We start from the raw sequence: 25,063 nt of genomic DNA, 5'->3' as shown, positions 1-25,063 counted from the left end.
ATCGTCGGCGTGTCGGGCGCGATCCATCGCGTCCGCGAACAGGCAAGGATGGTCGGGTGACCGTCTCCATTCGCCCCGCCGTTCTCGACGGTGCCGATCGCGGGGCGATCTCGAGGATGCTGGCGGACTATCACCTGCAGACCGAGGGCGAGAAGGTCGCGCACGGGGTCACCGAGCCCGGCGAGCTGCCCGAGCGGTACGCGGTCGAGGTGCGCGAGCCCGCATCGTGCTTCGCCGGCGCAGAAGTCATCGTCGCGGATCGTGACGGCGACGTGATCGGCATGGGGGTACTGCACCGCGCGGGCGCCGATGTCGAGCTCAAGCGACTCTGGGTCGCGCCCGCGGGGCGTCGATCCGGCGCGGGGTCTGCACTGATGGCGGATGCCGCGCATCGCGCCCATCTCGCCGGCGCGACCGCCTTGCGGCTGTCCGTGTGGGACTGGCGTGCCGACGCGCTCGCCCTTTACGCGCGGCAGGGTTTCGTCGAGGTCCCGTCGTGATCTTGATCGTCTCGCTGGCAGCTCTGACGCTCGGGGTTGTCCTCGAGGTGGTGGGCGGTCTGTGGGCGGTAGCCGATTATCAGGCGCAGGAGGCAGCGGGGCTCAACGGAGACGGGCCGCGAGCGCCGTTCGTCTTGGTGGCGGCTTACTTTGCACCCGCGCTGATGATCGTCGGCGTGATTGGCACAGTGTTTGCCCTCATCGTTGGACGCCGCAAACGCGTGGCCGCCGTCTGACCTACCCACGGAAGAGGAACCGGAGCCATAGGTTCCGGTCCCTCTTCCGCACCGCTCTCGCGGCTGCACGCGGCCGCGCTGAGAGACCTTCTCGAGGCGGGGTACACGATGGGCCAGGCCGAGAAGATCCTCGGCCTGTCTCGGACGTTCGTGCACCGCATAGCGAGCCAGTCGACCACCCCGAGTGACGGATGCCCCGAGTTCGATGCAATCGATGAGGCTGTCGCTCGGTACGTGCTCGGCTAGCGCGCTGCGCGCCGAGCCGGCTAATCGAGGTTCGCGGTGGACTCTTCCATGGCGCGGATGACGGCCGGACGGACGCCCGCAGCGGCGAAGCCGCACCACGAGCGCCGCGTAAGACCGAACAGAAAGGCCGGAGCCTCGAGCCTCCGGCCTTTCTTGCGATTCAGGCGTCGGCTGAGACGAGGAAGATGTCGCCTCCGCTTGAGCACTCCTCGGGCAGGTCCTGATTGGTTGCTATCCCGCCGGTGAGACTGATCCTGTCTCCAAGTTTGAACGTCTGACCGTTGTAGACGATGCTCTCACCATCGACGGCGATCGCGTCCTCGGGAAAGACGGGCACCGCGGCAGAATCATCTGAGGTAACTGTGAGACAGCCAGCGTCGCTTTGAGTGAGAGAGCCAACAAGCTGGGCGCCGAACCCACCTTCCCCTGTGGGTGTGTAGGTCGCTACCGTCAGTTCATCCACGCTGGTGCATCCCGTCAGGAGCAGGGTGATCAATCCGGGAAGGATCACCGATGTGGTGTGCTTCACTGTCGGCTCCCCTAGTAGTTGTAGCGCAGCCGGGTGCTGGCGGGTGCGTACGAGAGCTTGGAGAACACGCTCCACGTAGACGCGCCGCTCTTATGTATCCCGTAGGCCCGATTGGTTCCGGTCCCATTCGTCCAAAGCCATGGCCCACCGCTGTCTCCGCCTGCTTGGTCCGCCGCGACCCGCACGAATCGGGCTTGGCAGGTCATACCGTTACATGCGTTCGACCATGTTGGAGCGTACTCATTCGAGGTGACTTCTCCGCACTGATAGCCGGTCGTGATCCCCCGGTGGCAGAGGTAGCTGCCCACCAAGGCAAGTGAGATCGACTGCGGGTTCTGTCGCGGCGTAGAAAGCGAATCCCCGTAGAACGTCGTGTAGGTGCTGTGAGTAGACGGGATGATGGTGAAGTAGGCGATGTCGGCGGAGCTGTTGTACGCGGCGCTGCTGTATGACGAACCGTAAGTCGAACCAGACCCCCCGGGATTGGCGTACCACGACAGGCTGGTGCCACAGTGCCCCGCCGTCCAATAACCGCGGTTCGATATCGACGTCGTGCCCGTCTGTGCTGTGAACCCGGCTGTGCAGATGCCGCCTCCACCTGTGACCCTGTTGCCGCCGCGCATGATCGCAGCATCACCGGCCTCCTCGCCGGACGCCTCGACTCTTGCAAACGACGACTCGACCTTACGGGCAGACGCAGCCCACTCAGCGTCAGAGGCGACAACAGACGATGCAACTTCCTCGGCCGCGGCGCGCTGCGCGTCCGAGGACTCCTTCACATCGAGCACGATCTCGCCCGACGACTTGTCGATGTAGACCCCTTGCAACCCTCCGTCTGGATAGATCGCAGCGAATCTCGGGATGGCTTCTTCGAGGGTTTGCGTGTGCGAAGCGAATGGCCGCGTAGCCTCGATTGTGAGCGTCACCTTCTTCGAATCCGCCAGGGATTCAGCCAGGTGGGCGATCGTGTCATCTTCCGTGCGGAGCAGTAGAGAGACGGAGCCGTCGCGCACTTCCGTCTGCGCATCAAAAGCCCCCTCCCCAAACTTTGAGGCGAGGATGCTCACGAGATCACCCGCTTCAGCCTGCACGTTGAGGAGGCGACTTGCTTCCTCAACACTGACGTCGTACTCGAGCGCAAACTGCTCCGCCATGGACAGTTCTTCTTCGGGCGGCACAGCAACTTGCGCAACGTCGATGCTCATCGGCTTTGATCCCCGGGCGCCACCCAAGCTGGCACCGTAAGCGGGTGCAGTGACTAGGCTCGCGCCCATCAACATGGCAGCTGCCAGCCCCACTCGTCCTAGCCATCGAGAATGAATCTTCATCGGGCCCCCAGCCTCTACGATTTGGTCGGAAAATATAGGCGACTGACTAATGCCGTCAATAGGCGCTCTCACCAGTGGTGAGTGTCTTGCGCCCGCGCGTGGTCTTGAGGCCAGGAGCGCTAACAGTGGGCGGCGTCACCGCTCCTGCCCAGACGCAGCGATCCTCTGCTGCGCCGCGGCCGAGTCCCTAGCGATGCGGGTTGCTTCGGTGTCGTTCGCGGTTCGCGCTGCGGCCTCGGGGCTGCGCACGGCCTCGGTCTCTCGCACCACGGCGCTATCCGGGCTGGTCGTTGCATCGGCCGGCGCACGCTCGGGGGGTCGGTCGATGTCGACCCCCCACCATGCCGCCTGCTCCCTCTGGGTCTCTGTGAGCGTCCGTGTCCCCGCTGTGCCGTCGAGATCCCGCCGTGCGGCCTCCCGCTGGACCTCGACGCCCCGGTCGCCGGACTCTCGTGTCATCGCGTTCACGAATAGCTCGCGCGCCTGCAAGGGGGTCTCTGCGACCACGTGCAGGGTGTTCGCTTCGCGGCCGCGGGTTGCAGACACGTAGAGCGCGGAAGCGTTCGAGGTGTCGGTGACGATGCCGTGGCCGGCTTGCACCGTCGCTCCCTGCACGCCGAACTCTGTTGCGGCGTAGGCGAGGTGCGTGTGCTCTTTCACGTACTCCGCGGGCAGCTGGACGGTGCGTTTACCGTCGCTGACGACGACGGGCCGGTCCGAGGTCACATGATCAACGGTCCACACGTCGCGGTTGGCCACGCCCAACTCGCGGTCGTTCTTGCGCGTCATGAGCCGGTCACCGTTGCGGATGCTCAGGAGGTCACTGCCCGAGATCTCCGTGGCCGGCGCCGTCGTGTGGCCCGCTTGGGCGTGGGCCTGCTGGATGAGCGCGTTGAGTGCGGCCGCGTCTTCGTTCGTCGCGGTGGCGATCGCCACCGATGCTCCCGCTCGCGCCCGAGCGATTAGGAGTCGCGCGCACAGCTCGTGTGCCTGCGCCTTCCCCTCTGAGCCGCTGACCGCGGATGACACGGATGCCGGGCGGCACCCGGCATCCGCGGCGCCGTCGTCGGGGTGTCGCGTCGGATCTGTCGCCTCCGTGAGCGCGGGAGGATGGGGAGGTGCGCGCATCCGTGACCGTCCGCCCGGCAGATCTCGACGGGCCCGACCGGGCCGCGGTCGCCTCGATGCTGACGGCGTATCACGCACAGACCGAGCGGGAGAAGGTCGAGCGAGGGCTCGCCGAGCCCGGACCGCTGCCCGAGCGATACGCGGTCGAGGTGCGCGACCCCGTCAGGTCTTTCGACGGAGCCGTGGTCCTCGTCGCCGAGCGCGACGAGGCGGCCATCGGAATGGTGGTGATGCACCGTGCGGGGAGCGACGTCGAGCTCGAGCGCCTGTGGGTCGCCCCCGCGGGGCGTCGGTCCGGTGCGGGGTCGGCGCTGCTGACGGATGCCGCGGAGCGCGCACGCGCCCTGGGTGCGGCGGGGCTGCGCCTCTCGGTGTGGAACTGGCGTGCTGACGCGCTCGCGCTTTACGCGCGGGAGGGCCTCGTCGAGGCGCCGTCCTGGGAGTCGCGCGCACAGCTCGTGTGCTTGCGCCTTCCCCTCTGAGCCGCTGTCCGCGGATGCAACGGATGCCGGGCGACACCCGGCATCCGCGACGCCGTCATCGGGGTGTCGCGTCGGATCCGTTGCATCCGCGAGCGGGCGGGATCAGGTGAAACCGCCGGGAGCGAGGAGCGCGACGCACGGGCCGAGGACGAGGATCCACGCGGCGGCGGTGACGATGAGGATGCCGGTGCCGATTGGGCGGGTGCGGGCGGAGAACATGAGCGCGACGCCGACAACGGCGATGATCACGAACGGGGCGAGGAAGCCGATCAAGCCGACGGAGATCAGCGCGATCGCGAGCAGGCCGCCGAGGACGTAGGCGCCGCATCCGATGCCCGTGCCGATGCCGACGCCCGCACCGAAGCTCAGCCGCCGTGGCCCCGCGGGCTGCGCGTACCCTGCCGGTTCCGGCGAGATGCCCGGTGCGCCGGGGTTGGGCGGGGTCGGATAGGGCGGCCCCGCCTGCGGTGGCGTCGGATAGGGCGGGCCCTGCGGTGGCGTCGGGGAGGGCGGGCCGGCGGTAGGCTCGCCGGCCGGCGGACCCTGCGGCGGGCCCGCGTGCGGACTCGCGTGCGGGTCGGTAGGCGGTGTCGGCTCGGCGTCGTCGGGACGATCAGGTTCGGGGGACATCGGCGGCCATCCTTCCGATCGGTGGGGTGTCGTGCAGGGTCAATCGTCCGCGCGAGGCCATCCAGGCGAGGCGGGCGAACAGCAGCGGGATCGTCACGGCGAGGAACAGCTGCGGCCTCGTGAGTCCGAGCCAGGCGACCTCGTTACCGCGGACGAACTCGACGGCGAAACGGAACACGGCGTACGCGGCGATGTACAGCGTCAGCGTCTCGCCCGGCGCGATGGGCCGGTGGCGCAGCCAGAACCAGAGCAGCGCGAAGGCGACCGCATGGAAGACGATCTCGTACACGAAGCTCGGGTGCAGCGGCACGCCCGCGGGCGCCCCGACGCGTGCGGCCGCGCCCGGGTCGAGGACGATGCCCCACCCGCCGCCGGTCGGGGTCCCGGGTTGCTCGGTGAGGAGGCATCCGATGCGTCCGATCGCCATGGCCAGCGCGACGGCCGGGGCGAAGAGGTCGCCGGAGCGGTCGGGGTAGCGCGCGATGCGTTTGGCGACGTGTACACCGAGCCAGGCGCCGACGAGCGCCGACAGCATCGACGCGTTGCCGTAGGCGAGCTGATCGACGAGGGACAGGTTCTTCGACGGATCGAGGTGCTGCGCCCATGTTCCGAGGCGCGAGAGCACGGCGGCGCCGACGAGCGCGCCGAGCACAAGATAGGCGACCCGCGGGTCGCTGACGCCGCGTCGGCGCTTCTCGATGAGGAAGACGACCCCCGCGGCGAGCAGCCCGAGGCCCACGAACACGGCGTGCGTGTCGATCGGCGGCAGCCAGGGTGCGAGGTCGCTCAGCAGCGGGAACACGGGTCAGCCCAGCAGCCGCATCCAGAGCATGACCCACAGCGGGATCGCCGCCAGGGCGAGCACCTCGAGCACGCACAGGTAGGCCAGGACGAGCCGGGTGTCGCCGAGCTTGCAGCGCGAGCGGAGCAGTCCTGCGCGCCGGGCGCGCGCGTATCCGGCGATCGCGACACCGGCGAAGACGGCGACAGCGAGAGGCCCCGTGACGGCAGCGATCGCGGCGATCGTCGCGAAGACGCATAGCCGCAGGGGGTCGAACAGCGCGACCGGATCGGCGACGCTCTCGTCGCGCTGATTGAGGTGCCCGAACCCGGCGGTGCTCACGAGACGCTCACCGGGATCTGCCGCCGACCGCCGGTCGCGGTCGACAGTCGGGTGCGGCCGAGGGGCGCCCACGCCTGCACGGCGCAGAACGGGGCGCACTGGTGTGCGTCGGTCGACTCGTTGACCGTCGCGACGGGCACGCAGCACTGCGTGAGCCGTTCCTCGATCATCGTGTTGATGTCCATGAACGGCTTCACCGTGATCCGCAGCACCCGCTCGCCCATCATCTTCCGCAGCCGCGCATGCTGTCCCGGCAGCTTCGATGCGGCCAGGGTGGCGAGGGTGCCGATCCCGAGGTCGCAGTTCTGGCAGATGTCGCGCCAGATCGAGCTCATCGACGGATGCGACAGCGAGGACTGCTCGCTCAGCAGGTCGAGGAGCGACCCCTTCACGACCTCGCGGATCGCCTTGTTGACGTTGCTGTCGGCGATGCGGTTGGCGATCATGTCGGGCTGGAGATCGAGGAAGTCCTTCAATCGCTCGTGCCCGATGAGCCCGACGAGCGACTTCCAGTCGCCGGCGTCGTCCTTCAGGAGGTAGCCGACCGAGCAACAGTGCGGGTGGCTGCACGGCAGCGCCGTGAGGTCGCGCCACGTGACCTCGCCGTCCGTCTGCGGGCCGAGCCGGTTCAGCACACCCGTGTGCGTGAGACGGTCGCTCGGGTCGATGCCCGACGAGCGCCCCGAGCCGAACACCGGCTGGATCGTCACGCCGCCGACGAACGGCGTCGCCATCGCGCGGCGGATCACCGCGCCGATCTCGCCGTCGTTGACCCCGAGGGTCGCCGTCATCGTGAGGGTGGTGAACACCCCGGCATCCGACAGCCGTTCGATCGCGCGCTCCTTGAACCGGCGGATGTCGGCGCCGCGGTGGAAGGCGGATGCCGCGGCCGTCACGCCGTCGAACTGCAGGTACACCTCGACCCGCTCACGGTGCTTCTTGAGCACCTCGACGAAGGCGTCGTCCTGCGCGATGCGGAGACCGTTCGAGTTCAGCAGGATGCGGACGACGGGGCGCGCGACGAGATGCTCGAGGAGCTGTTCGAGCCACGGATAGAGGGTCGGCTCACCGCCCGACAGCATCAGCACGTCGATGCGATTGTTCTCCTTCGCGAGCCGCGCGTCGACCGACGCGAGCACCTCGGCCAGCGGCGCAACGGCAGAGGCCGCGGGGCTCGATTCCGCGAAGCAGGTGGGGCACTTGAGGTTGCAGTGGTCGAGCAGGTCTTCGAGCAGGATGCAGGTGTGCTGGGTCTGCATCTGCGGCAGACCATCCTCGTAGGCCGAGGGCACCGGCTTGAAGTTGCCGGTCGTGTCGGGACCGTGCACCTTCGTCGGCGCGGTCCACTACTCCAGATAGGTGAGGATCTCGGCCGACTCGTCGTAGAGCGTACGCACGAGGCCGTGGTCGGGGCATCCGCGTTCCAGCCATATCGTGCCGTCGCGGTCGGCGAGCCACCCCGACAGCCGGCGCACCTCGCTCAGCGGACGGTCCGGGTCCTCCTCGTGGCACGTCGGGCAGAACGCGTTGACGTAGCGGTGGACCCGATAGTCGCGAAGGGGCATCCCCGCTCCGGCGTGGCTCATGCCCACACCCTAGTGCTGGGGTCGTCGCGGTCCAGGGCGAGTCGCGTACGATCCTTCCCTCCGACTACACGCGAGGATGGGGCCATGCTCATCGTCATGGCAGGGTTGCCCGCGTCGGGGAAGAGCACGCTGGCCGAGCGGATCGCCGGAGAACTGCGCTGCGCGATCCTCTCGGTCGATCCCATCGAGTCCGCATTGTGGCGCGCGGGCATCGACCGCGACGAGCCGATGGGGCTCGCGGCGTACGTCGTCGCCGAGGATCTCGCGCGCGAGCAGCTCCGCATCGGCGGTGACGTCATCATCGACGCGGTCAACGATGCCGAACTCGCGCGGAACCAGTGGCGGTCGCTCGCCGCTGAGCAGAGAGTCCCGGTCGCGTTCGTCGAGGTGGTCTGCTCGGATCCGGACGAGCACCGCCGCCGCCTCGAGACCCGACAACGCCCCCTCGAGGGCTTCGCCGAGCCAACCTGGGATGACGTGCGGGCGCGAACGTCGGGCTTCGACGGATGGAACGACGAACGGATCACCGTCGACTCGATGCGGACCCTGAACGAGAACCTGACGCGGACGGTCGAGTACCTCCGGGGCTTCGGGGCTCGCTGAGCCGCGTCTACGGATGCAACGGATGCCGGGCGACACCCGGCATCCTCGGTCCCGTCGTCGGCGTGTCGCGTCGGATCTGTTGCATCCGTGAACGCAGCCGGACGTGCGAACGGACCGGGTGCGCCCTCAGCAGCACCCGGCCCGTTCGGGTCTTTCAGGAGCGGCGGTCTCCGAAGACGTCCTTCTCCATGGCGTCGTAGCCCTCGCGCTGCGGGTCGCGGTGCAGGCCGCCGGACAGGGCGTACTCCTCCTCGGGCGAGAGGATGAGGCGCTTGCGGCCGTAGACGGCGAAGCCGATGAAGATCACGACGTAGACGACGATGATCGCGACGATCGCGAGGAGGAACGTCGGGTTGAACAACAGACCGACGAACACGATCGCCGCGATGATCGCGGCCGAGTAGGCCCCGAACAATCCCCACGGGCTCTTGTACGGACGTTCGGCGTTCGGGAACTTCTTACGCAGGATGATGAACGACACCATCTGCAGGAAGTATGCGAGCACCGCGCCCCACACGGCGATGTTGAGCACGATCGCGCCGGCAGGGCTCGTGTCGCCGCCCGCGGCCTGGAGGATGACGAGCGCGATGAAGCCCAGCACGGCACCGAAGGTGAGCGCCACCCACGGCGTCTGGCGCTTGCCCGTGAGCGACAGCCACCGCGGGTAGTAGCCCGCCCGCGACAGCGAGTACATGTTGCGCCCGTAGGCGAACATGATGCCCATGAGCGAGGCGAGCAGACCGATGAGTGCGAGCAGCGACAGGATCGCGGCGGCCTGCGGCGGCAGGAACGCCTTGAAGCCGTCGAGGAGCGGCTCGACCGACGTGCCGGTCGCCTCCGCCCCGAGGACTCCGGTGTTGAGGAACAGGACGATCAGGCCGGTGCCGATGAGGGTGCCGCGAGCCCACAGTCCCGCGCGCGGGATGTCGCGGGCCGGATTGTGCGACTCCTCCGCGGCCAGGGGCAGCTCCTCGATGCCGAGGAAGAACCACATGGCGAACGGCAGCGCGAACAGGATCGCCCCGAGGCCCTCGGGCAGGAACGTCGATGCGCCGAACGCGTCGGGGTTCGGGGCCATGTCCCACAGCGACGCCCAGGAGAAGGCGCCCGAGACGAGGGCCATCACCCCGAAGACGACGATGATGCCGATCGAGATGATCGACACGATGATCGCGAACCGGAACGAGACCGCCGCGCCCGCGGCGTTCAGGCCGATGAACAGGACATAGAGGACGACCCACCACAGCCACGCGGGCAGGCTGATCCCGGTCAGCAGCTCGAGCGCCTGATTCGCGTACGACCCCGAGAAGTAGACGACCACCGCGGTCGTCGCGACGTACTCGATGGTCTCGGCGAGGCCTGTCGCGAGCCCTCCCCACGGTCCCATCGCCGAGCGCGAGAACGAGTAGGCGCCGCCTGTGTGCGGCATCGCGGCCGCCATCTCGCCGATCGAGAAGGTCAGGCCGTAGTACATGAGCACGAGCACGGCGAAGGCGATGAGCATGCCGCCGAAGCCGGCGAAGTCGATACCGAAGTTCCAGCCCGAGAAGTCGCCCGAGATGACGGCGGCGACCGCGAGACCCCAAAGTCCCCAGACTCCCGCGGAGCGCTTCAGCGTGCGTTTCTCGAAGTAGCCGTCCTCGGCTCGGGCGTAACGGACGCCGCCCGTCGTGGTCGGAGTGGTGCTCGGATTCGTCATGAGACCTCCTGGCTGCGGTCGGCGCGCAGCGCGCCGTCGGGTCGGCGCGCTGGCTCACGCCTTGCGGAAGAGTGTGGCGTCTATTGGTACGCCGTGTCTACCTTTGGCATGTAGCGTTCTCGTTACAGACCCGACCAGCGCACGACGGAAGGATGACGGATGCCCGGAAATCTGACGGTGGACGAGCTCGCCGACGCGATCGCGAAGGATGAGATCGACACGGTGATCGTCGCCTTCCCCGACGCCCAGGGGCGCCTCGTCGGCAAGCGGGTCGCGGGCCGGTTCTGGCTCGACGAGGTCGCCGGCCACGGCGCCGAGGTGTGCGACTACCTGCTCTCGGTCGACGTCGACCTCAACACGATCGACGGCTACGCGATGTCGGGCTGGGACAAGGGCTACGGCGACCTCGTCCTCCGCCCCGACATGGCGACCCTCCGCCGCATCCCGTGGCAGCCGGCCACCGCGCTCGTCATGGCCGACCTCGAGTACGTGCGCGGCGGAGCCGTGGTGCAGTCGCCCCGCGGCATCCTGAACGCCCAGCGTCAGCGCCTCGCCGACCGGGGCCTCGTCGCCTACTCGGGCACGGAACTCGAGTTCATCGTCTTCGACGACTCGTTCCGGGATGCCTGGGCGAAGCGCTACGTCGGACTGCAGGCATCCACCGACTACAACGTCGACTACAACCTGCTCGCCACGACCCGCCTCGAGCCGTTGCTGCGCGACATCCGCCGCGGCATGGAAGGCGCGGGGCTCTACTGCGAGGGCGTCAAGGGCGAGTGCCACGACGGCCAGCAGGAGATCGCCTTCCGGTTCGCGGAGGTGCTCGAGACCGCCGACCAGCACACGATCTACAAGAACGGCGCGAAGGAGATCGCCGACGCGCACGGCAAGTCGCTGACCTTCATGGCGAAGTTCGACCAGCGCGAGGGCAACAGTTGCCACATCCACCTCTCCGTCCGGGGTGAGGACGGCGAGGCCGTCATGGCGGGCGACGGCGAGCACGGCTTCAGTCCGCTGATGGAGCACTGGATCGCCGGCATCCTCGCGACCCTCCGCGAGTTCACGCTGCTCTACGCACCCACGATCAACTCGTACAAGCGGTTCGCGAAAGGCTCGTTCGCGCCGACGGGCATCGCCTGGGGCGTCGACAACCGCACCTGCGCGCTGCGCGTCGTGGGAAAGGGCTCGTCGCTGCGCGTCGAGAACCGCGTGCCCGGCGGCGACGTGAACCCGTACCTCGCCATCTCGGCGATCATCGCCGGCGGCCTCCACGGCATCGAGAACGAGCTTCCGCTGCCGGCGCCGCTCACCGGCAACGCCTACGACTCCGACGTCGAGCACCTGCCGACGACCCTCCGCGAAGCGGCGGACCTCTTCGAGAAGTCCGCGATCGCGCGCGCGGCGTTCGGCGAGGACGTCGTCGCCCACTACCTGCACCAGGCGCGTGTCGAGGTCCTCGCCTACGACGCCGCCGTGACCGACTGGGAGCGCATCCGTGGCTTCGAACGTCTCTGATCCCGCGGGCGGCCGCCGCCCCGTCATCGGACTCACCACCTACCTCGAGCGGGCGGTGCAGGGCGTCTGGGACGTCCGCGCCAGTTTCCTGCCGCAGCAGTACTTCGACGCCGTGACCGCGTCGGGCGGGGTCGCGGTCCTGCTGCCGCCGCAGCCGTCGGCGAAGGCGGCGGCCGACGTCGTGCTCGACGGCCTCGACGGGCTGATCCTCACCGGCGGGCTCGACGTGCAACCCGAGCTGTACGGTGCGCAGCGGCATCCGCTCACCGACCCTGCCCGCGCGGACCGCGACGAGTGGGAGCTCGCCCTGCTCGCCGGCGCGCGCGAGCGCGGCATGCCCGTGTTCGGCATCTGCCGCGGTCTGCAGCTGATCAACGTGGCCTACGGCGGCACGCTGCACCAGCACCTGCCCGAAGCCCTCGGCACCGAGCGCTACAAGATCGGCGGCGGCGTCTTCGCCGAGAACACCGTCGACGTGGATGCCGAGACGACACTCGCCGGACTCATCGGCGCCGGCCCTTACACGGTGCACAGCTACCACCACCAGGGCGTCGACCGCCTCGGCGAGGGACTCGTCGTCACGGCTCGCACCGACGACGGGCTCGTGCAGGCGTTCGAGGCGCCCGGAGACGACTACCTCGTCGCGGTGCAGTGGCACCCCGAGGAGAACTCCGCCGACCGGCGCCTGTTCCTGGGGCTGGTCGCCGCGGCCGACGCGTACGCCGCCTTGCACCGGGGGGTCGCCGCGTGAGCGCCTTCACCGTCCTGAACCCGGCCACCGGCGCCGCCGTCCGCGACGTCGACCTCGCCTCGGTGGAGCAGACGGATGCCGCGATCGCCCGCGCCGTCCGCGCTCAGCGCGCGTGGGCCGAGCTCGCCCCCGTCGCGCGCGCCGACGCCCTGCGCCGGTTCGCCGCTGTAGTGGAGCCCCACGTCGAGGAGCTCGCGCAGCTCGAGGTGCTCGAGGCGGGGCATCCGATCTCGTCCGCGCGGTGGGAGGCATCCCACGTCGCGCAGGTCCTGAACTACTACGCGGGAGCACCGGAACGCCTGATCGGCAGCCAGATCCCCGTCGCCGGCGGCCTCGACGTGACCTACCACGAGCCGTACGGCGTGGTCGGGATCATCGTGCCGTGGAACTTCCCGATGACGATCGCGTCGTGGGGCTTCGCGCCCGCGCTCGCCGCCGGCAACGCGGTCGTCCTCAAGCCCGCCGAGCTCACGCCGCTGACCGCGATGCGCCTCGGCGACCTCGCGGTCGAGGCGGGCCTGCCCGAGGGGGTGTTCACCGTCATCCCCGGCGCCGGGCCCGTCGTCGGCGAACGGTTCGTGACGCATCCCGATGTCCACAAGGTCGTCTTCACGGGCTCGACCCGGGTCGGGACGCAGGTCGCCGCGGGATGCGCGCGCGAGCTCAAGCCCGTGACGCTCGAGCTCGGCGGCAAGAGTGCCAACATCGTCTTCGCCGACGCCGACCTCGAGGCCGCTGCCGCGGCCGTCCCCGGCTCGGTGTTCGACAACGCGGGGCAGGACTGCTGCGCCCGCAGCCGGCTGCTCGTCGAGCGGTCGGTGTACGACCGGTTCCTCGAGCTCGTCGAACCCGCCGTCGCCGCCTGGCGCGTGGGCGATCCGAACGACGAGTCGACCGAGATGGGGCCGCTCATCTCCGCCGCGCAGCGCGACCGCGTCGCCGGGTACGTCGACGGGGCCGACGTCGCCTTCCGCGGGACCGCGCCGGAGGGCGACGGATTCTGGTTCGCGCCGACCGTCGTGCTCGCCGGGCGGGGCGACCGCATCGCGAAGGAAGAGGTCTTCGGACCCGTCGTCGCCGTGCTGCCCTTCGACGACGAAGCCGACGCGATCGCCCTCGCCAACGACACCGTCTACGGGCTCGCGGGCTCGATCTGGACGCGCGACCTGGGGCGCGGCATCCGAGTCTCCCGGGGCGTGCGCAGCGGCGTGCTGTCGGTCAACTCGCACTCCTCGGTCCGTTATGCGACCCCGTTCGGCGGCATGAAGGCCTCGGGCCTCGGCCGCGAGCTCGGACCCGACGCGGCCGAGCACTTCACCCAGACCAAGAACGTCTTCTACGCCACCTCCTGACCCGGAAGGACCTCCCGAATGGACCTCACCCAGCGCCTGCGCGACCGCGTCGCCATCATCACCGGCGGTGCCAGCGGCATCGGCCTCGCGACCGCTCGCCGGTTCGCCGCCGAGGGCGCCCGCGTCGTCATCGCCGACCTCGACCCCGAGACCGGGCAGAAGGCCGCCGACGAGGTGGGCGGCGTCTTCCGCCAGGTGAACGTCGCCGACCAGGCATCCGTCGACGCGCTCTTCGACGGGGTCGCCGCCGACCTCGGCTCGGTCGACATCGCCTTCAACAACGCCGGCATCTCGCCCGCCGACGACGACTCGATCGAGACGACCGAACTGCCCGCGTGGGACAAGGTGCAGGACGTCAACCTCAAGAGCGTCTACCTCTGCTCGCGCGCGGCGCTGCGGCACATGGTGCCGGCCGGCAAAGGCTCGATCATCAACACGGCGTCGTTCGTCGCGCTGCTCGGCTCGGCCACGTCGCAGATCTCGTACACCGCCTCGAAGGGCGGCGTGCTCGCGATGACCCGCGAGCTCGGGGTGCAGTTCGCGCGGCAGGGCATCCGCGTCAACGCGCTCTGCCCGGGGCCGGTGAACACGCCGCTGCTGCGCGAACTGTTCGCGAAGGACCCCGAGCGCGCGCAGCGCCGCCTCGTGCACGTGCCGATGGGCCGCTTCGCCGAGCCCGAGGAGATGGCGGCCGCCGTCGCGTTCCTCGCCTCGGACGACGCCTCGTTCATCACCGCCAACGCCTTCGTCGTCGACGGCGGCATCACCAACGCCTACGTGACGCCGCTGTGACCCGCGCCGCGTCGTCGCCGGATCTCGGCCGCACCGTCTACCGACCGGTGCGCGGCGGCAACGCGCTCGAAGACACCGTCGCCCGGCTCGTGCAGACCGTGCGGCTCGGCGTGGTCGCGCCGGGGGAGTCGCTGCCCTCCGAGCGCGACCTCGCCGACCGGTACGGCGTCAGCCGCGACACCGTGCGTCAGGCGATCGGCGAGCTCGCCGACGCCGGGTACGTCGTGCGCCGGCGCGGCCGGTACGGCGGCACGTTCGTCGCCGACCCGCTCCCCGTGCCGACGGGTCCCGTCGACATCGGCGAGCTCGACGACGTCCTGGGGCTCCGGCGTGTGCTCGAAGCGGGGGCCGCGCGGGCGGCGGCCTCGCGGGAGCTGACGGATGCCGCTCGCACCGCGCTCGCGCAGCGGCATCACGCGACCGTGGGAGCCGACGAGGGGGAGTACCGCCGGCTCGACTCGCTGCTGCACCTCGCGATCGCGGAGGCCAGCGGCATCCCGTCGCTGCTCCCTCTGATCGTCGAGAACCGGGCGCGCGTGAACGCCTGGCTCGACACGTTCCCCCTGCTGCCGCGCAACATCGAGCACTCCGACGCGCAGCACGAGAGGATCGTGGCCTCGATCCTCGCCGGCAAGCCGGACGCCGCCGAGGCGGCCGTGCTCGATCACCTCGCCGGATCCGAGGCGCTGCTGCGGGGCTTCTTGGGCTGAGGCGCGCGTGCCGGGGCCCGGTGAGCGTTCACGGATGCAATGGATGCCGGGCGACACCCCGCATCCGTGGGTCCTGAGACGGCGTGTCGGGTCGGATCTGTTGCATCCGTGAACGGGGGGGCCCTCAGTCGAGCGGGGCGACGTCGACCTGCACGCGCAGGGTCGAGGTCTTGGCCTCGGTGAAGATGATGCCGGTCACGGGCGACACGTCGCCGTAGTCCCGTCCCCAGGCGACGGTGACGTAGCGGTCGTTCGCCCACTGGTTGTTCGTCGGGTCGATCGCGAGCCACTGGTCGGTGCCGGGCAGCCACACGGCGAGCCAGGCGTGCGAGGCATCCGCACCGAACACGCGCTCCTTGCCGGGCGGCGGCTGCGTCGCGAGGTATCCCGACACGTACCGCGCGGCCAGGCCGTGACTGCGGAGGCACGCGAGCGCGACGTGCGCGAAGTCCTGGCAGACGCCCGCCCGCTTCGTCATCGCGTCGGCGACCGTGCTCGTCACGGTGGTCGCCGTCTTGTCGTAATCGAAGTCGCGAAAGATCCGCTGCATGAGATCGGTCGCCGCCTCGCCGATGGGCCGGCCCGGTGTGAGCGAATCCGCGCCGTACGCGTACGCCGCCTCATCGTGCGCGGCGCGCGCCGACTCGAGCGCGTACTCGGTGGCCTCGACGGCGCCCGGCAGGTCGGGATGCCGCAGCGGCCGGGCGAGCTCCCACGGCTGCGCGAGCGCCTCGGCGTCGTACTCGGGCACTGCGACGGTCACCTCGCTCGCCGCCTCGATCGTCAGAGCCTCGTGCGGATCGGTCACGTGGAAGTAGGTCGACGAGTTCCCGAACCAGTCCGTGCGCGGCGAGACGTCGCCGGGCACGGGGTCGACAGTGACCTCGGCCTGCGCCACGGTCTGCCAGGGCAGGTCGCGCGGACGCAGGTGGAACTGGCCGATGCTGTCCTGCACGGCGTCGCTGTAGGTGTACGCCGTGCGGTGCCACACGCGGTAGCGGGTCATGCGCGCGCGCCCATCAGCTCGACGAGCGACAGCTCCGTCATCGACACCGGCGGGGGCCCCGCCTCGAAATGCAGGTCGGCGATCGCATCCGACAGCTGCTCGAGCTGCGCGCGGATGCTCTCGAGTCCCTCGACGAGGCGCTCCCGGCGCCCGCCGACGACGGCGGTCACCTCGAGCACCTCCACCTCGGCGAGACCCGTCTCGAGCTGATCGAGCAGGCGCTCGGCCCGCGACGACCCCGTCGACGCCGGCAGCGCGGCGAGGTGCTCGCGCAGGGTCTGCAGCGAGAACGCAAGCGAGCGCGGATTGCCGCGGTCGAGCAGCAGCAGCTCGGCGACGTCGGCCGCCCGCATCGCCCCGCGATAGCGGCGACGGTGCGTCACGACGCTCTCGGCCGACAGCAGCAGCGACTCGAGCACCTCGCGGTCGGTGCGCGGACCGCGGCTGGCCGACAGCGCCGACGACAGCAGAGTCGTCAGCTGCAGCCCGCGCTCGAGGTAGCGACCGGCCTCCATCATGTGCCAGCCGGGGTCGCGGATCATGTTCGCCGTCACGCCGTACAGCGACAGCATCGACGCGAGCATGCGTCCGGCGGACTCCGCGGTGCGGTGCGGATGCGGGGCGCTCCGCAGCGCCCGCACGGCGCGGTCGATGTTCGAGAAGACCCGCCACGTGTCGCCCGAGAGCTGATCGCGGACCCCCTCCATCGCATCGCGCAGTCGCGCGATCGAGTGCGCCGCCGAGCCGGGGCGGGAGGCGTCGAGCAGCAGCGACCGGAACTCCGCCTCGGGGTCGGTCCAGCGCGTCCCGGCGAGGCGGTCGAGCGCGGCGAGCAGCACGCGGACGCTCTCGGCCGCCCGCGCGGCCGTGTGCGCGCCGGGCTGGTCGAGCGCCGCCTGCGTCGCGATGATGAGGCGCAGCAGATCCTCGGCGCGCTCGGCGTACCGCCCGGTCCAGAACAGGTCCGACAGTGCGCGCGGCGCGAGGGTCGGGTCGCTGCGCGTCGTCGGGAGGGACGCCACCTCCGCGATCCCCTGGTCGGGATCGGCCTCGTCCGACTTCAGGACCCACACGTCCTTCGTGCGCGGCGCCGCCTCGGGTGCGGTGCGCACCGTCGCGAGCCCGCCGACCAGCGGCCGGTAGGTCGAGCCGAAGCGGATCGCGAAACCCCGCAGGGTGACGGGTCGAGCGGATGCCGCGCCCCCGGCATCCCACACCGGAACCTGCGACAGGTGCAGCCGCTCGACGGCCGCGAAGCGGTGCGGCCCGCGGTCGATCCGGCCGCGGACGGCGGGGTCGGTCGCGGCGAGGGGCCGGCGGGGGTCGTCGATGTCGAACACCTCGAGCGCCGGGTCGGCGGCATCCAGCCGGGGCAGCGCCTCGGCGCGCGCGTCGTCGTCGCCGAGCCACCACGCCGGCACCGACGGGAGCCGCAGCTGCTCGCCGAGCAGCCGCTCGCACACTGCCGGCAGATAGGGGAGGAGTGCCGGGTTCTCGAGCACGCCGGCGCCCAGCCCGTTGACGACGCGCACCCGTCCGCGGCGCACCGCTTCGGCGAGGCCCGCGACACCGAGCCGCGACCCGGCGCGGAGTTCGAGCGGATCGCACCACTCCGCATCGACGCGTCGCAGGATGACGTCGACGCGTTCGCGCGGCGTCCGCGACGGCCACTGGGCGGGCTTCATCCAGACCGCGCCGTCCCGCACGACGAGGTCGCTGCCCTGCACGAGCGGAAAACCGAGCGCGTTCGCGAGGAACGCCTGGTCGAACGCCGTCTCGGACAGCGGGCCGGGGGAGAGGACGACGATCCGCGGCGTGCTGACGCCCTCGGGGGCGGCGGCGATGAGCGCCGCGCGGAGGGCCGCGAAGTACGGATCCATCCGGTGCAGCGCGCCCTCGTCGAGCAGGTCGGGCAGCACCTGGGAGATCACGCGACGGTTCTCGGCCGCGTAGCCGAGCCCCGACGGAGCCTGCACACGATCGGCCAGCACATGCCAGTCGCCCGCCGCGTCGCGCCCGAGGTCGGTCGCCGACAGCAGCAGATCCGGCGGCGGGGCGTCGTCGCCGGCGCGGGCCATGGCGCGCACGAAACCGGCGTGGCCGAGGACGACCGCGGCCGGCACGATCCGCTCGCGCAGCACGACCTGCGGCCCGTACAGGTCCGCGAGCAGCGCGTTCAACAGCTCGGCCCGCTGCGCGAGTCCGACGTCCAGGCGCGCCCAGCCGGCGGCATCCATCACGAACGGCATCGGGTCGAGCTGCCACGGCTGCAGCTCGGCGCCAGCACGCGCGTACGAGACGCCGTCGTCGGCGAGGAAGCGGGCGATCTCGCCGTCGACGCGGTCGAGCTCTTCGCGGGTCAGACCCAGGGCGAGGGTGGCGAGACCCTGCCAGGCGGGGCGCAGCGTACCGTCGGCGTCGACGACCTCGTCGAACCGCGGCGCTGCCGAGGCGAACGGCAGCGTCGGCTGCGACACGGCCGCGGCGTAATCACGGAGCACACTCACGCAGGTCCCCTTCCGGGTCCAGCGTAGGGGCACGCGGCGCGGTCGATCCGCGCGTTCCCGCCGGTGCCGGGCGAATACAGTGGAAGGCATGACGGGATCGGACGCCACCTTCACCGTGCGACCCGCGCGGACGTCGGACGTCCCCCGCATCCAGGAACTGCTCGAGCCGTGGGTGCAGCGCCGCATCCTGCTGGGCAAAGAGCGGGTCACGCTGTACGAGACCGTGCAGGAGTTCGTCGTCGCCGAGGCCGGCGACCGGCTTGTCGGATGCGGCGCCCTGCACGTCATGTGGGAGGACCTCGGCGAGATCCGCACGCTGATCGTCGCCGACGACTGGCTGCATCGGGGCGTCGGCGGTGCGGTCGTCGACCTGCTCGAAGACAACGCCCGTGCGCTGGGGCTCAGCCGGCTGTTCTGCCTCACCTTCGAGGTGCCGTTCTTCTCGCGGCGCGGGTTCGCCGAGATCGGTGAGCAGGTGGTCGCCCCCGACGTCTACTCGCAGCTGCTGCGGAGCCCGGACGAGGGTGTCGCGGAGTTCCTCGACCTCGCGCACGTGAAGCCCAACACCCTGGGCAACACCCGGATGCTCAAGCAGTTGTAGGCGCGCCGGGCGGGCGGGCCGGGGACCCGTGCGTACCCTGGATCCGTGACCAGCCCGACCCGCCGCCGCAAGCCGACACCCGCCGTGTACCGGCGTCGTCGGCTCGCCGTCGTGCTGCTGGCCCTCCTGATCGTGGGCGGCATCGTCGCGGTGGTCGCGTGGCAGCCCTGGCGGGCGTGGGCGGATGCCGCGCCGCAGCCGACGGCCGGGGCCCCTGCATCCGCTTCCCCGGCCTCCACTTCTCCGGGCGCCGGCCCCTCGCCGACGCCGAGCGGATCCGCCGCCGCCTCGGGGACGCCGACGCCGCGCGTCACCTCGTCGGCGGACGGTGACACCGGGGCGAAGCCCGACGGAGAACCCGCGGCCGCCCCGTGCACGACCGGGGACGTGACGGTCAGCGCCGTCGTCGACAAGAGCTCCTACGGGACGGGGGAGCTGCCGCAGTTGTCGATCCGGCTCGTCAACGACACCGACCTGCCGTGCGTGATCAACGTGGGGACGGCGGCGCAGACGTTCGAGATCACGAGCGGCAGCGACACCTGGTGGCGGTCGACGGACTGCCAGACCGAGCCGAGCGACCAGGTCGTCACCTTGGATGCCCGTCAGACCGTCACGAGCGCGGCGCCGATCGTGTGGGACCGCACCCGTTCGTCCGTCGACACGTGCGACGGCGACCGGCAGAAGGCGCTGCCCGGGTGGTACAACCTCGCGGTCTCGATCGGCGGGATCGGCTCTGTCGAACCCGCCTCGTTCACGATCCGCTGACCCGCTCCGGCCCCGCGCGCGGAGGAGATTCTGAGAGGATTCTCATGATCTCGCGGGGTGGGACCCTGTCGCCGCCTCGCGCTCGCCGCGTACCCTGGGGGCAGCTCCCGGCGGCTTTCCCCGTTGTCCCCAGCAACGGAGCCACACCGACCCCCCAGAGGTGTGGCGATCGGATCCCCCCCCCGCCGCCGGTGAGTGCTGGGCCCTCTCGACTTCTCCAGTCCCCAATGGGGAGTTCGAGGGGGCCCTTTGACGTCTCGCCGGGCCGGCCCGCGCCGCCGTAGGCTGGGGGGATGGCCGGGAAGAAGCGCGAGAAGAAGCCGCTCGAGTTCCGCAACACGCAGCTCGCCGATGCGCTCCAGACGCAGGACATGGCGGCGCTGGCGTTCGCACTGCGGCACGGACCGACGGTCGTGCCGCTCCTGCGCCCCGGTGCGCGCGACAATCCCCGCGACGCGGGGGAGGTCTGGACCTACCGCGACCCCGCCACGGGCGACGTCGCGCTGCTGCTGTTCAGCGACGCGGCGAACAAGCCGGCATCCCTGCCGCCGGGGGTCGGGCTGCAGTCCCCGGTGTGGCTGCGCGCGTTCCTCGGCACCCACGGCGAGCAGATCACGACGGTGTTCTTCGACATCGCCGGGCCGCACCCCATGCAGGCCGCTCCCGCGGACGTGATCGCCGCGCTCGAGGCCTGATCGCCGCGCTCGAGGCCTGATCGACGTCAGAAGTCGGGGCGGTCGTCCGATCGCGGGCGGTGGTGGCGCGCCCGCTGAGCCAGGGCGTCGCGCAGGGTGCCCGCGCCGGCGTCGATGACCGCCCGGTATCCGAGACGGGCGGCCTCGGACCGGCGCTGGTCGTGCTGCGTGACGCGGCGGATCTCGCCCGACAGGCTGAGCTCGCCGATCGCCGCGAGCTTCTCGGGGTTCGGACGCTCGGTGGCGGCGCTCGCGATCGCGAGCGCGATGGCGAGATCGGCGGCGGGCTCGGTCAGCCGCACCCCGCCCACCGTCGAGACGTAGACGTCCTGGTCCGACAGCTTGATGCCGGCCCGCTTCTCGAGGACGGCGAGCACCATCGCCACCCGCGCGCCGTCGACGCCGCTCACGATGCGGCGCGGGTTGGGTGCCGACGTGTGGAGCGTGAGCGCCTGCACCTCGACCGGCAGCGCGCGGCGCCCCTCGAGGGCGACGGTCACGCACGTGCCGGGTTCGCTGGGGCGGTTGCTGAGGAAGAGTGCGCTGGGATCGGGCACCTCGGCGATGCCGTCGCCCGCCATGTCGAAACAGCCCACCTCGTCGGTGGCGCCGAAGCGGTTCTTGAGCGCCCGCACGAACCGCAGCGACGTCTGCCGGTCACCCTCGAAGTGGCAGACGACGTCGACGAGATGTTCGAGGATGCGGGGTCCCGCGACCTGACCGTCCTTGGTCACGTGGCCGACGAGCACGACGGGCAGGTCGCGCTCCTTCGCGACGCGGATGAGGGTGGATGCCACTTCGCGCACCTGGCTCGGCTGCCCGGCGGCGCCGTCGATGAGGCCCGACGACACCGTCTGCACCGAGTCCACGATGAGCAGATCGGGCCGCACGTCGTCGACGTGCCCGAGCGTCGTGGCGAGGTCGGTCTCGCTCGCGAGGTACAGCTCGTCGTGCAGCGCCCCGGTGCGCTCGGCGCGCAGGCGCACCTGGCTGAGTGACTCCTCGGCGCTGACGTAGAGGACGCGACGGCCGGCGCGGGCGCTCTGGGCGGCGACCTCGAGCAGCAGGGTCGACTTGCCGACACCCGGCTCGCCCGAAAGCAGGATCGCGGCGCCGGGGACGATGCCGCCGCCGAGCACCCGGTCGAACTCGCCGACGCCGCTCGTGCGGCGGGGGGTCTCCCGCGTGTCTATCTGCGTGATCGGCCGCGCGCTGCGCGTGGGCGTCACGGGGGTGACGGATGCCGTGATCCCGGTCTGCGTGGCGGCCTCGACGACCGTGCCCCACTGCTGGCACTCACCGCACCGGCCGACCCACTTCGCGGTGGTCCATCCGCACTCCGTGCACCGGAAGGCGGCGGTCGGGGCGGGACGTCGTGAAGCCATGACGACAGGCTAGCCGCGGCATCCGACATCGCCGCCGGCAGGCGTGACCCCGCTCAGCGCAGCGACGTCGCGACGGTCCGCAGCGCGTCCGCCGACCGGTGGAACAGCGCCAGCTCGTCGGCCGAGAACGAGGTCTCGAGGATGGGCCGGGCGCCCGCGCTGCTGACGACCGATGGCACCGAGAGCGCGACGCCGTCGACCCCCTGGAAGTCGCTCAGCACCGTCGAGACCGGCATCACCACGTGCTGGTCGCCGAGGATGGCCTCCACGATCCGCGCGCTCGACAGACCGATCGCGTAGTTGGTCGCTCCCTTGCCCTGGATGACCTTGTAGGCGGCGTCGCGCACGTCGACCGCGATGGCGTCCAGCTCCTCGGTCGTGAACGCGGGCTGGCCGTCGGGCGGCTGCCAGTCGAGGATCGGGACGGTGCCGATCGTCGCCCGCGACCAGTGCGGGAACTCGGTGTCGCCGTGCTCACCGACGATGTAGGCGTGCACGCTGGACGTCGACACCCCCGCGCGCTGCGCGAGCTTCCACCGCAGGCGCGACGTGTCGAGGACGGTGCCCGAGGCGAAGATCCGCTCGGGCGGAAGGCCCGTGACCTCCTGACCGATGACGGTGAGCACGTCGCACGGGTTGGTGACGATGACGTAGACCGCGTTCGGCGCGACCTCGAGCAGCTGCGGCAGCATCCGTCGCAGGATGCCGGCGTTGACACCGGCGAGCTCGGTGCGGGTCTGGCCCGGGTTCTGCTTGGCGCCGGCGGTGATGACGACGACGTGGGATCCGGCGGCGACCGAGATGTCGGCCCCGCCGGAGATGTCGCTCGAGCCGGTGAACTGCGCGCCGTGGGCGAGGTCGAGCACCTCGGCCTCGACCTTCTCGGCGGCGATGTCGTAAAGGGCGACGTGGCGGGCCGACCCGCGGATGAGGGCCGCGTAGGCGACGCTCGACCCCACGGCCCCCGCGCCGACGACGGTGAGTTTCGAGTTCTCGATGAGGCTCATACCGCCAGTGTGGCATCCGGCGGATGCGGGTGGCTCGGATCGGGCCGGAGAAATCAGGCGGGCTGCGCCTCGGTCGCCGCAGGCCGGCGGATGCCGAGGAACGAGACCGCCGCGCCCGCGGCCATGAGGACCGCGGTGACCCACGCCGCCCGGTGGAAGCCGTCGAGGTCGAGCGATCCGCCGACGATCACGGCGAGGATCGCGATGACGACGAGTCCCGCGATGCGGGAGACGGCGTTGTTCGTCGCCGAGGCGATGCCGGAGCGCTCCCCGCCGATCGCGCCGAGGATCGTCGAGGTCAGCGGCGACACCGTGACGCCGAGGCCCAGGCCGAACACGACGAGCCCGGGGATCACCTGCGTCCCGTAGTCGAAGTCCTCGCGGACGGCGAGCAGCATCAGCGAGCCGACCGCCATCACGAGCGGGCCGACGGTCATGAACAGGCGCGGCCCGAAACGGTTGGTCCACCCGCCGACGACCGAGCTCAACGCGATCAGGGCGACGGTCACGGGAAGGCTGGCGAGGCCGGCGAGGGTGGCGCTGAGCCCCGCGCCCTGCTGAAGGTAGACGCCGACGACGAACCCGTTGAGCGTGAGCGCGGCGTAGATGAAGAGGGTGGCCAGGTTGCCGGTCCAGAAGTTCCGCACGCGGAAGATGTCGAGCGGGAGGATCGGCGAGCGCACCGTCCGCTGCCGCAGCAGGAACGCGGCGAACATGACGATGCCGGCGACCAGCGGCATCCAGATCGCCGGATGACCCCACCCCAGGTTCGGCTGTTCGATGAGGGCGAAGACCACCCCGCCGAGTCCCAGGGTGCAGAGGGTCGCGCTCACGAGGTCGAGGTGCGCGTCGTCGCGGCGGTGGTCGATGTGGCGGAGGCGGGCGAGCAGGACGAAGGTGATCGCGATCGGGATGATCTGCACGAGGAACGCGAACCGCCACGACAGTAGGTCGACGAAGAGTCCGCCCAGGAGGGGGCCCGCGAGGTTCGCGGCGGTCGTCCACGCCGTCCACTGACCGATCGCCCGCGCCTGCGCGGGACCGTTCAAGAGGGAGGTGATGAGTGCGAGCGAACTCGGCACGAGGAACGCCCCCGCCGCGCCCTGCAGCGCCCGCGCGATGATCAGGACGATCGGGTCGGGGGCGAGCCCGACGCCGATCGAAGCGATGCCGAACCCGATGAGTCCGATGCGCAGGACGAGCACGCGGCCGAACGCATCGCTCACCGAACCGGCGAACAGGATGAGCGAGCTCAGGGTGAGGAGGTAGGCATCCACCGTCCACTGCTGCGTCGACAGGCCCCCGCCGAGCTCCTCGCCGATCGCGGGCAGGGCGACGTTCACGATCGTGCCGTCGAGGAAGGCGACCGCCGAGGCGAGGGCGGCGATCGCGACGATCAGGCCGAACCGCGGGGTCGTCGTCGATGCGCTCACAGCCTCACCGTAGACCCGCGGCGCCGACGCCGAGCCGACGCGAACGGTCGTCACCCGGGGGTCGAAGCGACGGTTCGCGTCGGGTCGAGGTCGGTGAGGGGGGTCGCGGGTAGGGCGATCCAGCCTTCGCGGCGGGCCCGCGCGGTGCGGGCGGGTGGGAGGGGGTGCGTCGCGCGCACCGCGTGTGCGCGGGCGATGAGCGCAGCGACCACGGCGTCGAACGCGTCGTCGGATGCCTCCATCAGCCCGCGCTGCGCGGGGGAGAGGGTGAGCCACGGCGCCGCCGCGGTCAGGAGGTTCGCCGTCGCGGTGAGGCGGGCCGCGGCATCCGTCTTGTAGCCGGTCACGTCGACGCGCCAGGTGCGCAGCGCGGCGGTGCGCGCGGGCTGCGCCGCGAGGTCGACCCCCGTGGTGATCACACGCCGACGCCCGCCCGCCGGTGCGCCGAGACGTC

Annotated in this window: 27 protein-coding genes; 12 read left to right on the top strand and 15 right to left on the bottom strand. The window is 70.8% G+C overall.

Annotated elements, in window-relative coordinates; all coding sequences use genetic code 11:
* The first annotated feature begins 56 nt into the window (after positions 1-56).
* Complete coding sequence (locus AB0P29_RS14205) at positions 57-500, top strand: GNAT family N-acetyltransferase (protein ID WP_363380784.1); 444 nt, start codon at positions 57-59, stop codon at positions 498-500.
* The gene (locus AB0P29_RS14200; RefSeq protein WP_217529795.1) at positions 497-736 is read left to right on the top strand and encodes a hypothetical protein; all 240 of its coding nucleotides are present in this window, start codon (positions 497-499) and stop codon (positions 734-736) included. Before AB0P29_RS14205 ends, AB0P29_RS14200 begins: the two co-directional genes overlap by 4 nt.
* A 406-nt stretch (positions 737-1,142) precedes the next feature.
* Here the strand turns inward: AB0P29_RS14200 and AB0P29_RS14195 are convergent, their stop codons facing one another.
* The 3 genes from AB0P29_RS14195 to AB0P29_RS14185 form a co-directional block, all read right to left on the bottom strand.
* A complete protein-coding gene (locus tag AB0P29_RS14195; RefSeq protein ID WP_311285130.1) occupies positions 1,143-1,511 on the bottom strand; it encodes a hypothetical protein in 369 nt (122 codons plus the stop codon).
* Between the two features lie 11 nt (positions 1,512-1,522).
* A complete protein-coding gene (locus tag AB0P29_RS14190; protein ID WP_363380780.1) occupies positions 1,523-2,716 on the bottom strand; it encodes a hypothetical protein in 1,194 nt (397 codons plus the stop codon).
* A 258-nt stretch (positions 2,717-2,974) separates the two neighbouring features.
* The gene (locus AB0P29_RS14185; protein ID WP_363380777.1) at positions 2,975-3,775 is read right to left on the bottom strand and encodes a hypothetical protein; all 801 of its coding nucleotides are present in this window, start codon (positions 3,773-3,775) and stop codon (positions 2,975-2,977) included.
* A 182-nt stretch (positions 3,776-3,957) separates the two neighbouring features.
* On the opposite strand from AB0P29_RS14185, the gene AB0P29_RS14180 reads away from it, so the two are divergent.
* Entirely contained in the window at positions 3,958-4,449 is a 492-nt protein-coding gene (locus AB0P29_RS14180) for a GNAT family N-acetyltransferase (protein WP_253036240.1), read from the top strand.
* Positions 4,450-4,551: 102 nt separating this feature from the next.
* Here the strand turns inward: AB0P29_RS14180 and AB0P29_RS14175 are convergent, their stop codons facing one another.
* Genes AB0P29_RS14175 through AB0P29_RS14155 form a run of 5 tightly spaced genes read right to left on the bottom strand, consistent with a single transcriptional unit; the run spans position 4,552 to position 7,788 of the window.
* Positions 4,552-5,079 carry a hypothetical protein gene (locus tag AB0P29_RS14175; RefSeq protein ID WP_363380774.1) on the bottom strand — a complete coding sequence of 176 codons (528 nt, stop codon included), beginning with the start codon at positions 5,077-5,079 and terminating at the stop codon, positions 4,552-4,554.
* Complete coding sequence (locus AB0P29_RS14170; RefSeq protein WP_363380772.1) at positions 5,063-5,881, bottom strand: prolipoprotein diacylglyceryl transferase family protein; 819 nt, start codon at positions 5,879-5,881, stop codon at positions 5,063-5,065. Before AB0P29_RS14170 ends, AB0P29_RS14175 begins: the two co-directional genes overlap by 17 nt.
* 3 nt (positions 5,882-5,884) lie before the next feature.
* The gene (locus tag AB0P29_RS14165) at positions 5,885-6,202 is read right to left on the bottom strand and encodes a hypothetical protein (RefSeq protein ID WP_363380769.1); all 318 of its coding nucleotides are present in this window, start codon (positions 6,200-6,202) and stop codon (positions 5,885-5,887) included.
* Positions 6,199-7,530, bottom strand: a complete 1,332-nt coding sequence (locus AB0P29_RS14160; RefSeq protein WP_363380766.1) for a radical SAM protein — start codon at positions 7,528-7,530, stop codon at positions 6,199-6,201. The genes AB0P29_RS14165 and AB0P29_RS14160 overlap by 4 nt, the downstream gene beginning before the upstream one ends.
* An 18-nt stretch (positions 7,531-7,548) precedes the next feature.
* Positions 7,549-7,788 (bottom strand): hypothetical protein, encoded by a 240-nt coding sequence (locus AB0P29_RS14155; RefSeq protein WP_363380763.1) that lies wholly within the window; start codon positions 7,786-7,788, stop codon positions 7,549-7,551.
* A gap of 84 nt (positions 7,789-7,872) precedes the next feature.
* On the opposite strand from AB0P29_RS14155, the gene AB0P29_RS14150 reads away from it, so the two are divergent.
* Entirely contained in the window at positions 7,873-8,391 is a 519-nt protein-coding gene (locus tag AB0P29_RS14150; RefSeq protein ID WP_363380760.1) for an AAA family ATPase, read from the top strand.
* A 154-nt stretch (positions 8,392-8,545) separates the two neighbouring features.
* Here AB0P29_RS14150 and AB0P29_RS14145 read toward each other — a convergent pair whose 3' ends face one another.
* On the bottom strand, positions 8,546-10,090 hold the full coding sequence (locus AB0P29_RS14145; RefSeq protein ID WP_363380757.1) for an amino acid permease: 1,545 nt from the start codon (positions 10,088-10,090) through the stop codon (positions 8,546-8,548).
* A gap of 159 nt (positions 10,091-10,249) precedes the next feature.
* Here AB0P29_RS14145 and AB0P29_RS14140 point away from each other — a divergent pair, with 159 nt between their 5' ends.
* Genes AB0P29_RS14140 through AB0P29_RS14120 form a run of 5 tightly spaced genes read left to right on the top strand, consistent with a single transcriptional unit; the run spans position 10,250 to position 15,210 of the window.
* The gene (locus AB0P29_RS14140; RefSeq protein WP_363380754.1) at positions 10,250-11,605 is read left to right on the top strand and encodes a glutamine synthetase family protein; all 1,356 of its coding nucleotides are present in this window, start codon (positions 10,250-10,252) and stop codon (positions 11,603-11,605) included.
* Positions 11,586-12,356 (top strand): gamma-glutamyl-gamma-aminobutyrate hydrolase family protein, encoded by a 771-nt coding sequence (locus AB0P29_RS14135; protein WP_363380751.1) that lies wholly within the window; start codon positions 11,586-11,588, stop codon positions 12,354-12,356. The genes AB0P29_RS14140 and AB0P29_RS14135 overlap by 20 nt, the downstream gene beginning before the upstream one ends.
* On the top strand, positions 12,353-13,708 hold the full coding sequence (locus AB0P29_RS14130) for an aldehyde dehydrogenase family protein (RefSeq protein WP_363380748.1): 1,356 nt from the start codon (positions 12,353-12,355) through the stop codon (positions 13,706-13,708). The genes AB0P29_RS14135 and AB0P29_RS14130 overlap by 4 nt, the downstream gene beginning before the upstream one ends.
* Positions 13,709-13,726: 18 nt before the next feature.
* Complete coding sequence (locus AB0P29_RS14125; protein WP_064003646.1) at positions 13,727-14,500, top strand: 3-oxoacyl-ACP reductase; 774 nt, start codon at positions 13,727-13,729, stop codon at positions 14,498-14,500.
* Positions 14,497-15,210, top strand: coding sequence for a GntR family transcriptional regulator (locus AB0P29_RS14120; protein ID WP_363380745.1), 714 nt, complete (start codon positions 14,497-14,499; stop codon positions 15,208-15,210). The genes AB0P29_RS14125 and AB0P29_RS14120 overlap by 4 nt, the downstream gene beginning before the upstream one ends.
* A gap of 124 nt (positions 15,211-15,334) precedes the next feature.
* Here the strand turns inward: AB0P29_RS14120 and AB0P29_RS14115 are convergent, their stop codons facing one another.
* On the bottom strand, positions 15,335-16,216 hold the full coding sequence (locus AB0P29_RS14115) for a transglutaminase family protein (protein ID WP_363380742.1): 882 nt from the start codon (positions 16,214-16,216) through the stop codon (positions 15,335-15,337).
* Positions 16,213-18,723 (bottom strand): circularly permuted type 2 ATP-grasp protein, encoded by a 2,511-nt coding sequence (locus AB0P29_RS14110; RefSeq protein ID WP_363380739.1) that lies wholly within the window; start codon positions 18,721-18,723, stop codon positions 16,213-16,215. The genes AB0P29_RS14115 and AB0P29_RS14110 overlap by 4 nt, the downstream gene beginning before the upstream one ends.
* 88 nt (positions 18,724-18,811) lie before the next feature.
* Here AB0P29_RS14110 and AB0P29_RS14105 point away from each other — a divergent pair, with 88 nt between their 5' ends.
* From AB0P29_RS14105 to AB0P29_RS14095, 3 genes are all read left to right on the top strand, one after another.
* Complete coding sequence (locus AB0P29_RS14105; protein ID WP_253034521.1) at positions 18,812-19,324, top strand: amino-acid N-acetyltransferase; 513 nt, start codon at positions 18,812-18,814, stop codon at positions 19,322-19,324.
* Between the two features lie 45 nt (positions 19,325-19,369).
* Positions 19,370-20,089 (top strand): hypothetical protein, encoded by a 720-nt coding sequence (locus tag AB0P29_RS14100; RefSeq protein ID WP_253034522.1) that lies wholly within the window; start codon positions 19,370-19,372, stop codon positions 20,087-20,089.
* 293 nt (positions 20,090-20,382) lie between these two features.
* Entirely contained in the window at positions 20,383-20,784 is a 402-nt protein-coding gene (locus AB0P29_RS14095; RefSeq protein ID WP_363380735.1) for a dehydrogenase, read from the top strand.
* 26 nt (positions 20,785-20,810) lie between these two features.
* On the opposite strand, the gene radA is transcribed toward AB0P29_RS14095, so the two are convergent.
* From radA to AB0P29_RS14075, 4 genes are read right to left on the bottom strand one after another with little or no spacing between them, the layout of a single operon-like run.
* Positions 20,811-22,169 (bottom strand): DNA repair protein RadA, encoded by a 1,359-nt coding sequence (gene radA, locus AB0P29_RS14090; RefSeq protein WP_253034524.1) that lies wholly within the window; start codon positions 22,167-22,169, stop codon positions 20,811-20,813.
* Between the two features lie 53 nt (positions 22,170-22,222).
* The gene (locus AB0P29_RS14085) at positions 22,223-23,176 is read right to left on the bottom strand and encodes an L-lactate dehydrogenase (RefSeq protein ID WP_363380731.1); all 954 of its coding nucleotides are present in this window, start codon (positions 23,174-23,176) and stop codon (positions 22,223-22,225) included.
* Positions 23,177-23,229: 53 nt separating this feature from the next.
* Positions 23,230-24,609 (bottom strand): MFS transporter, encoded by a 1,380-nt coding sequence (locus AB0P29_RS14080; RefSeq protein WP_363380728.1) that lies wholly within the window; start codon positions 24,607-24,609, stop codon positions 23,230-23,232.
* Positions 24,610-24,659: 50 nt separating this feature from the next.
* A complete protein-coding gene (locus AB0P29_RS14075; RefSeq protein WP_363380725.1) occupies positions 24,660-25,028 on the bottom strand; it encodes a DUF429 domain-containing protein in 369 nt (122 codons plus the stop codon).
* Positions 25,029-25,063: the final 35 nt, after the last annotated feature.

It is taken from the genome of Microbacterium sp. NPDC080220, from assembly GCF_040686395.1.
In the GTDB taxonomy this organism is placed as follows: Bacteria; Actinomycetota; Actinomycetes; order Actinomycetales; family Microbacteriaceae; genus Microbacterium; species Microbacterium gawkjiense.
This window is presented reverse-complemented; position numbering and strand designations above follow the sequence as displayed.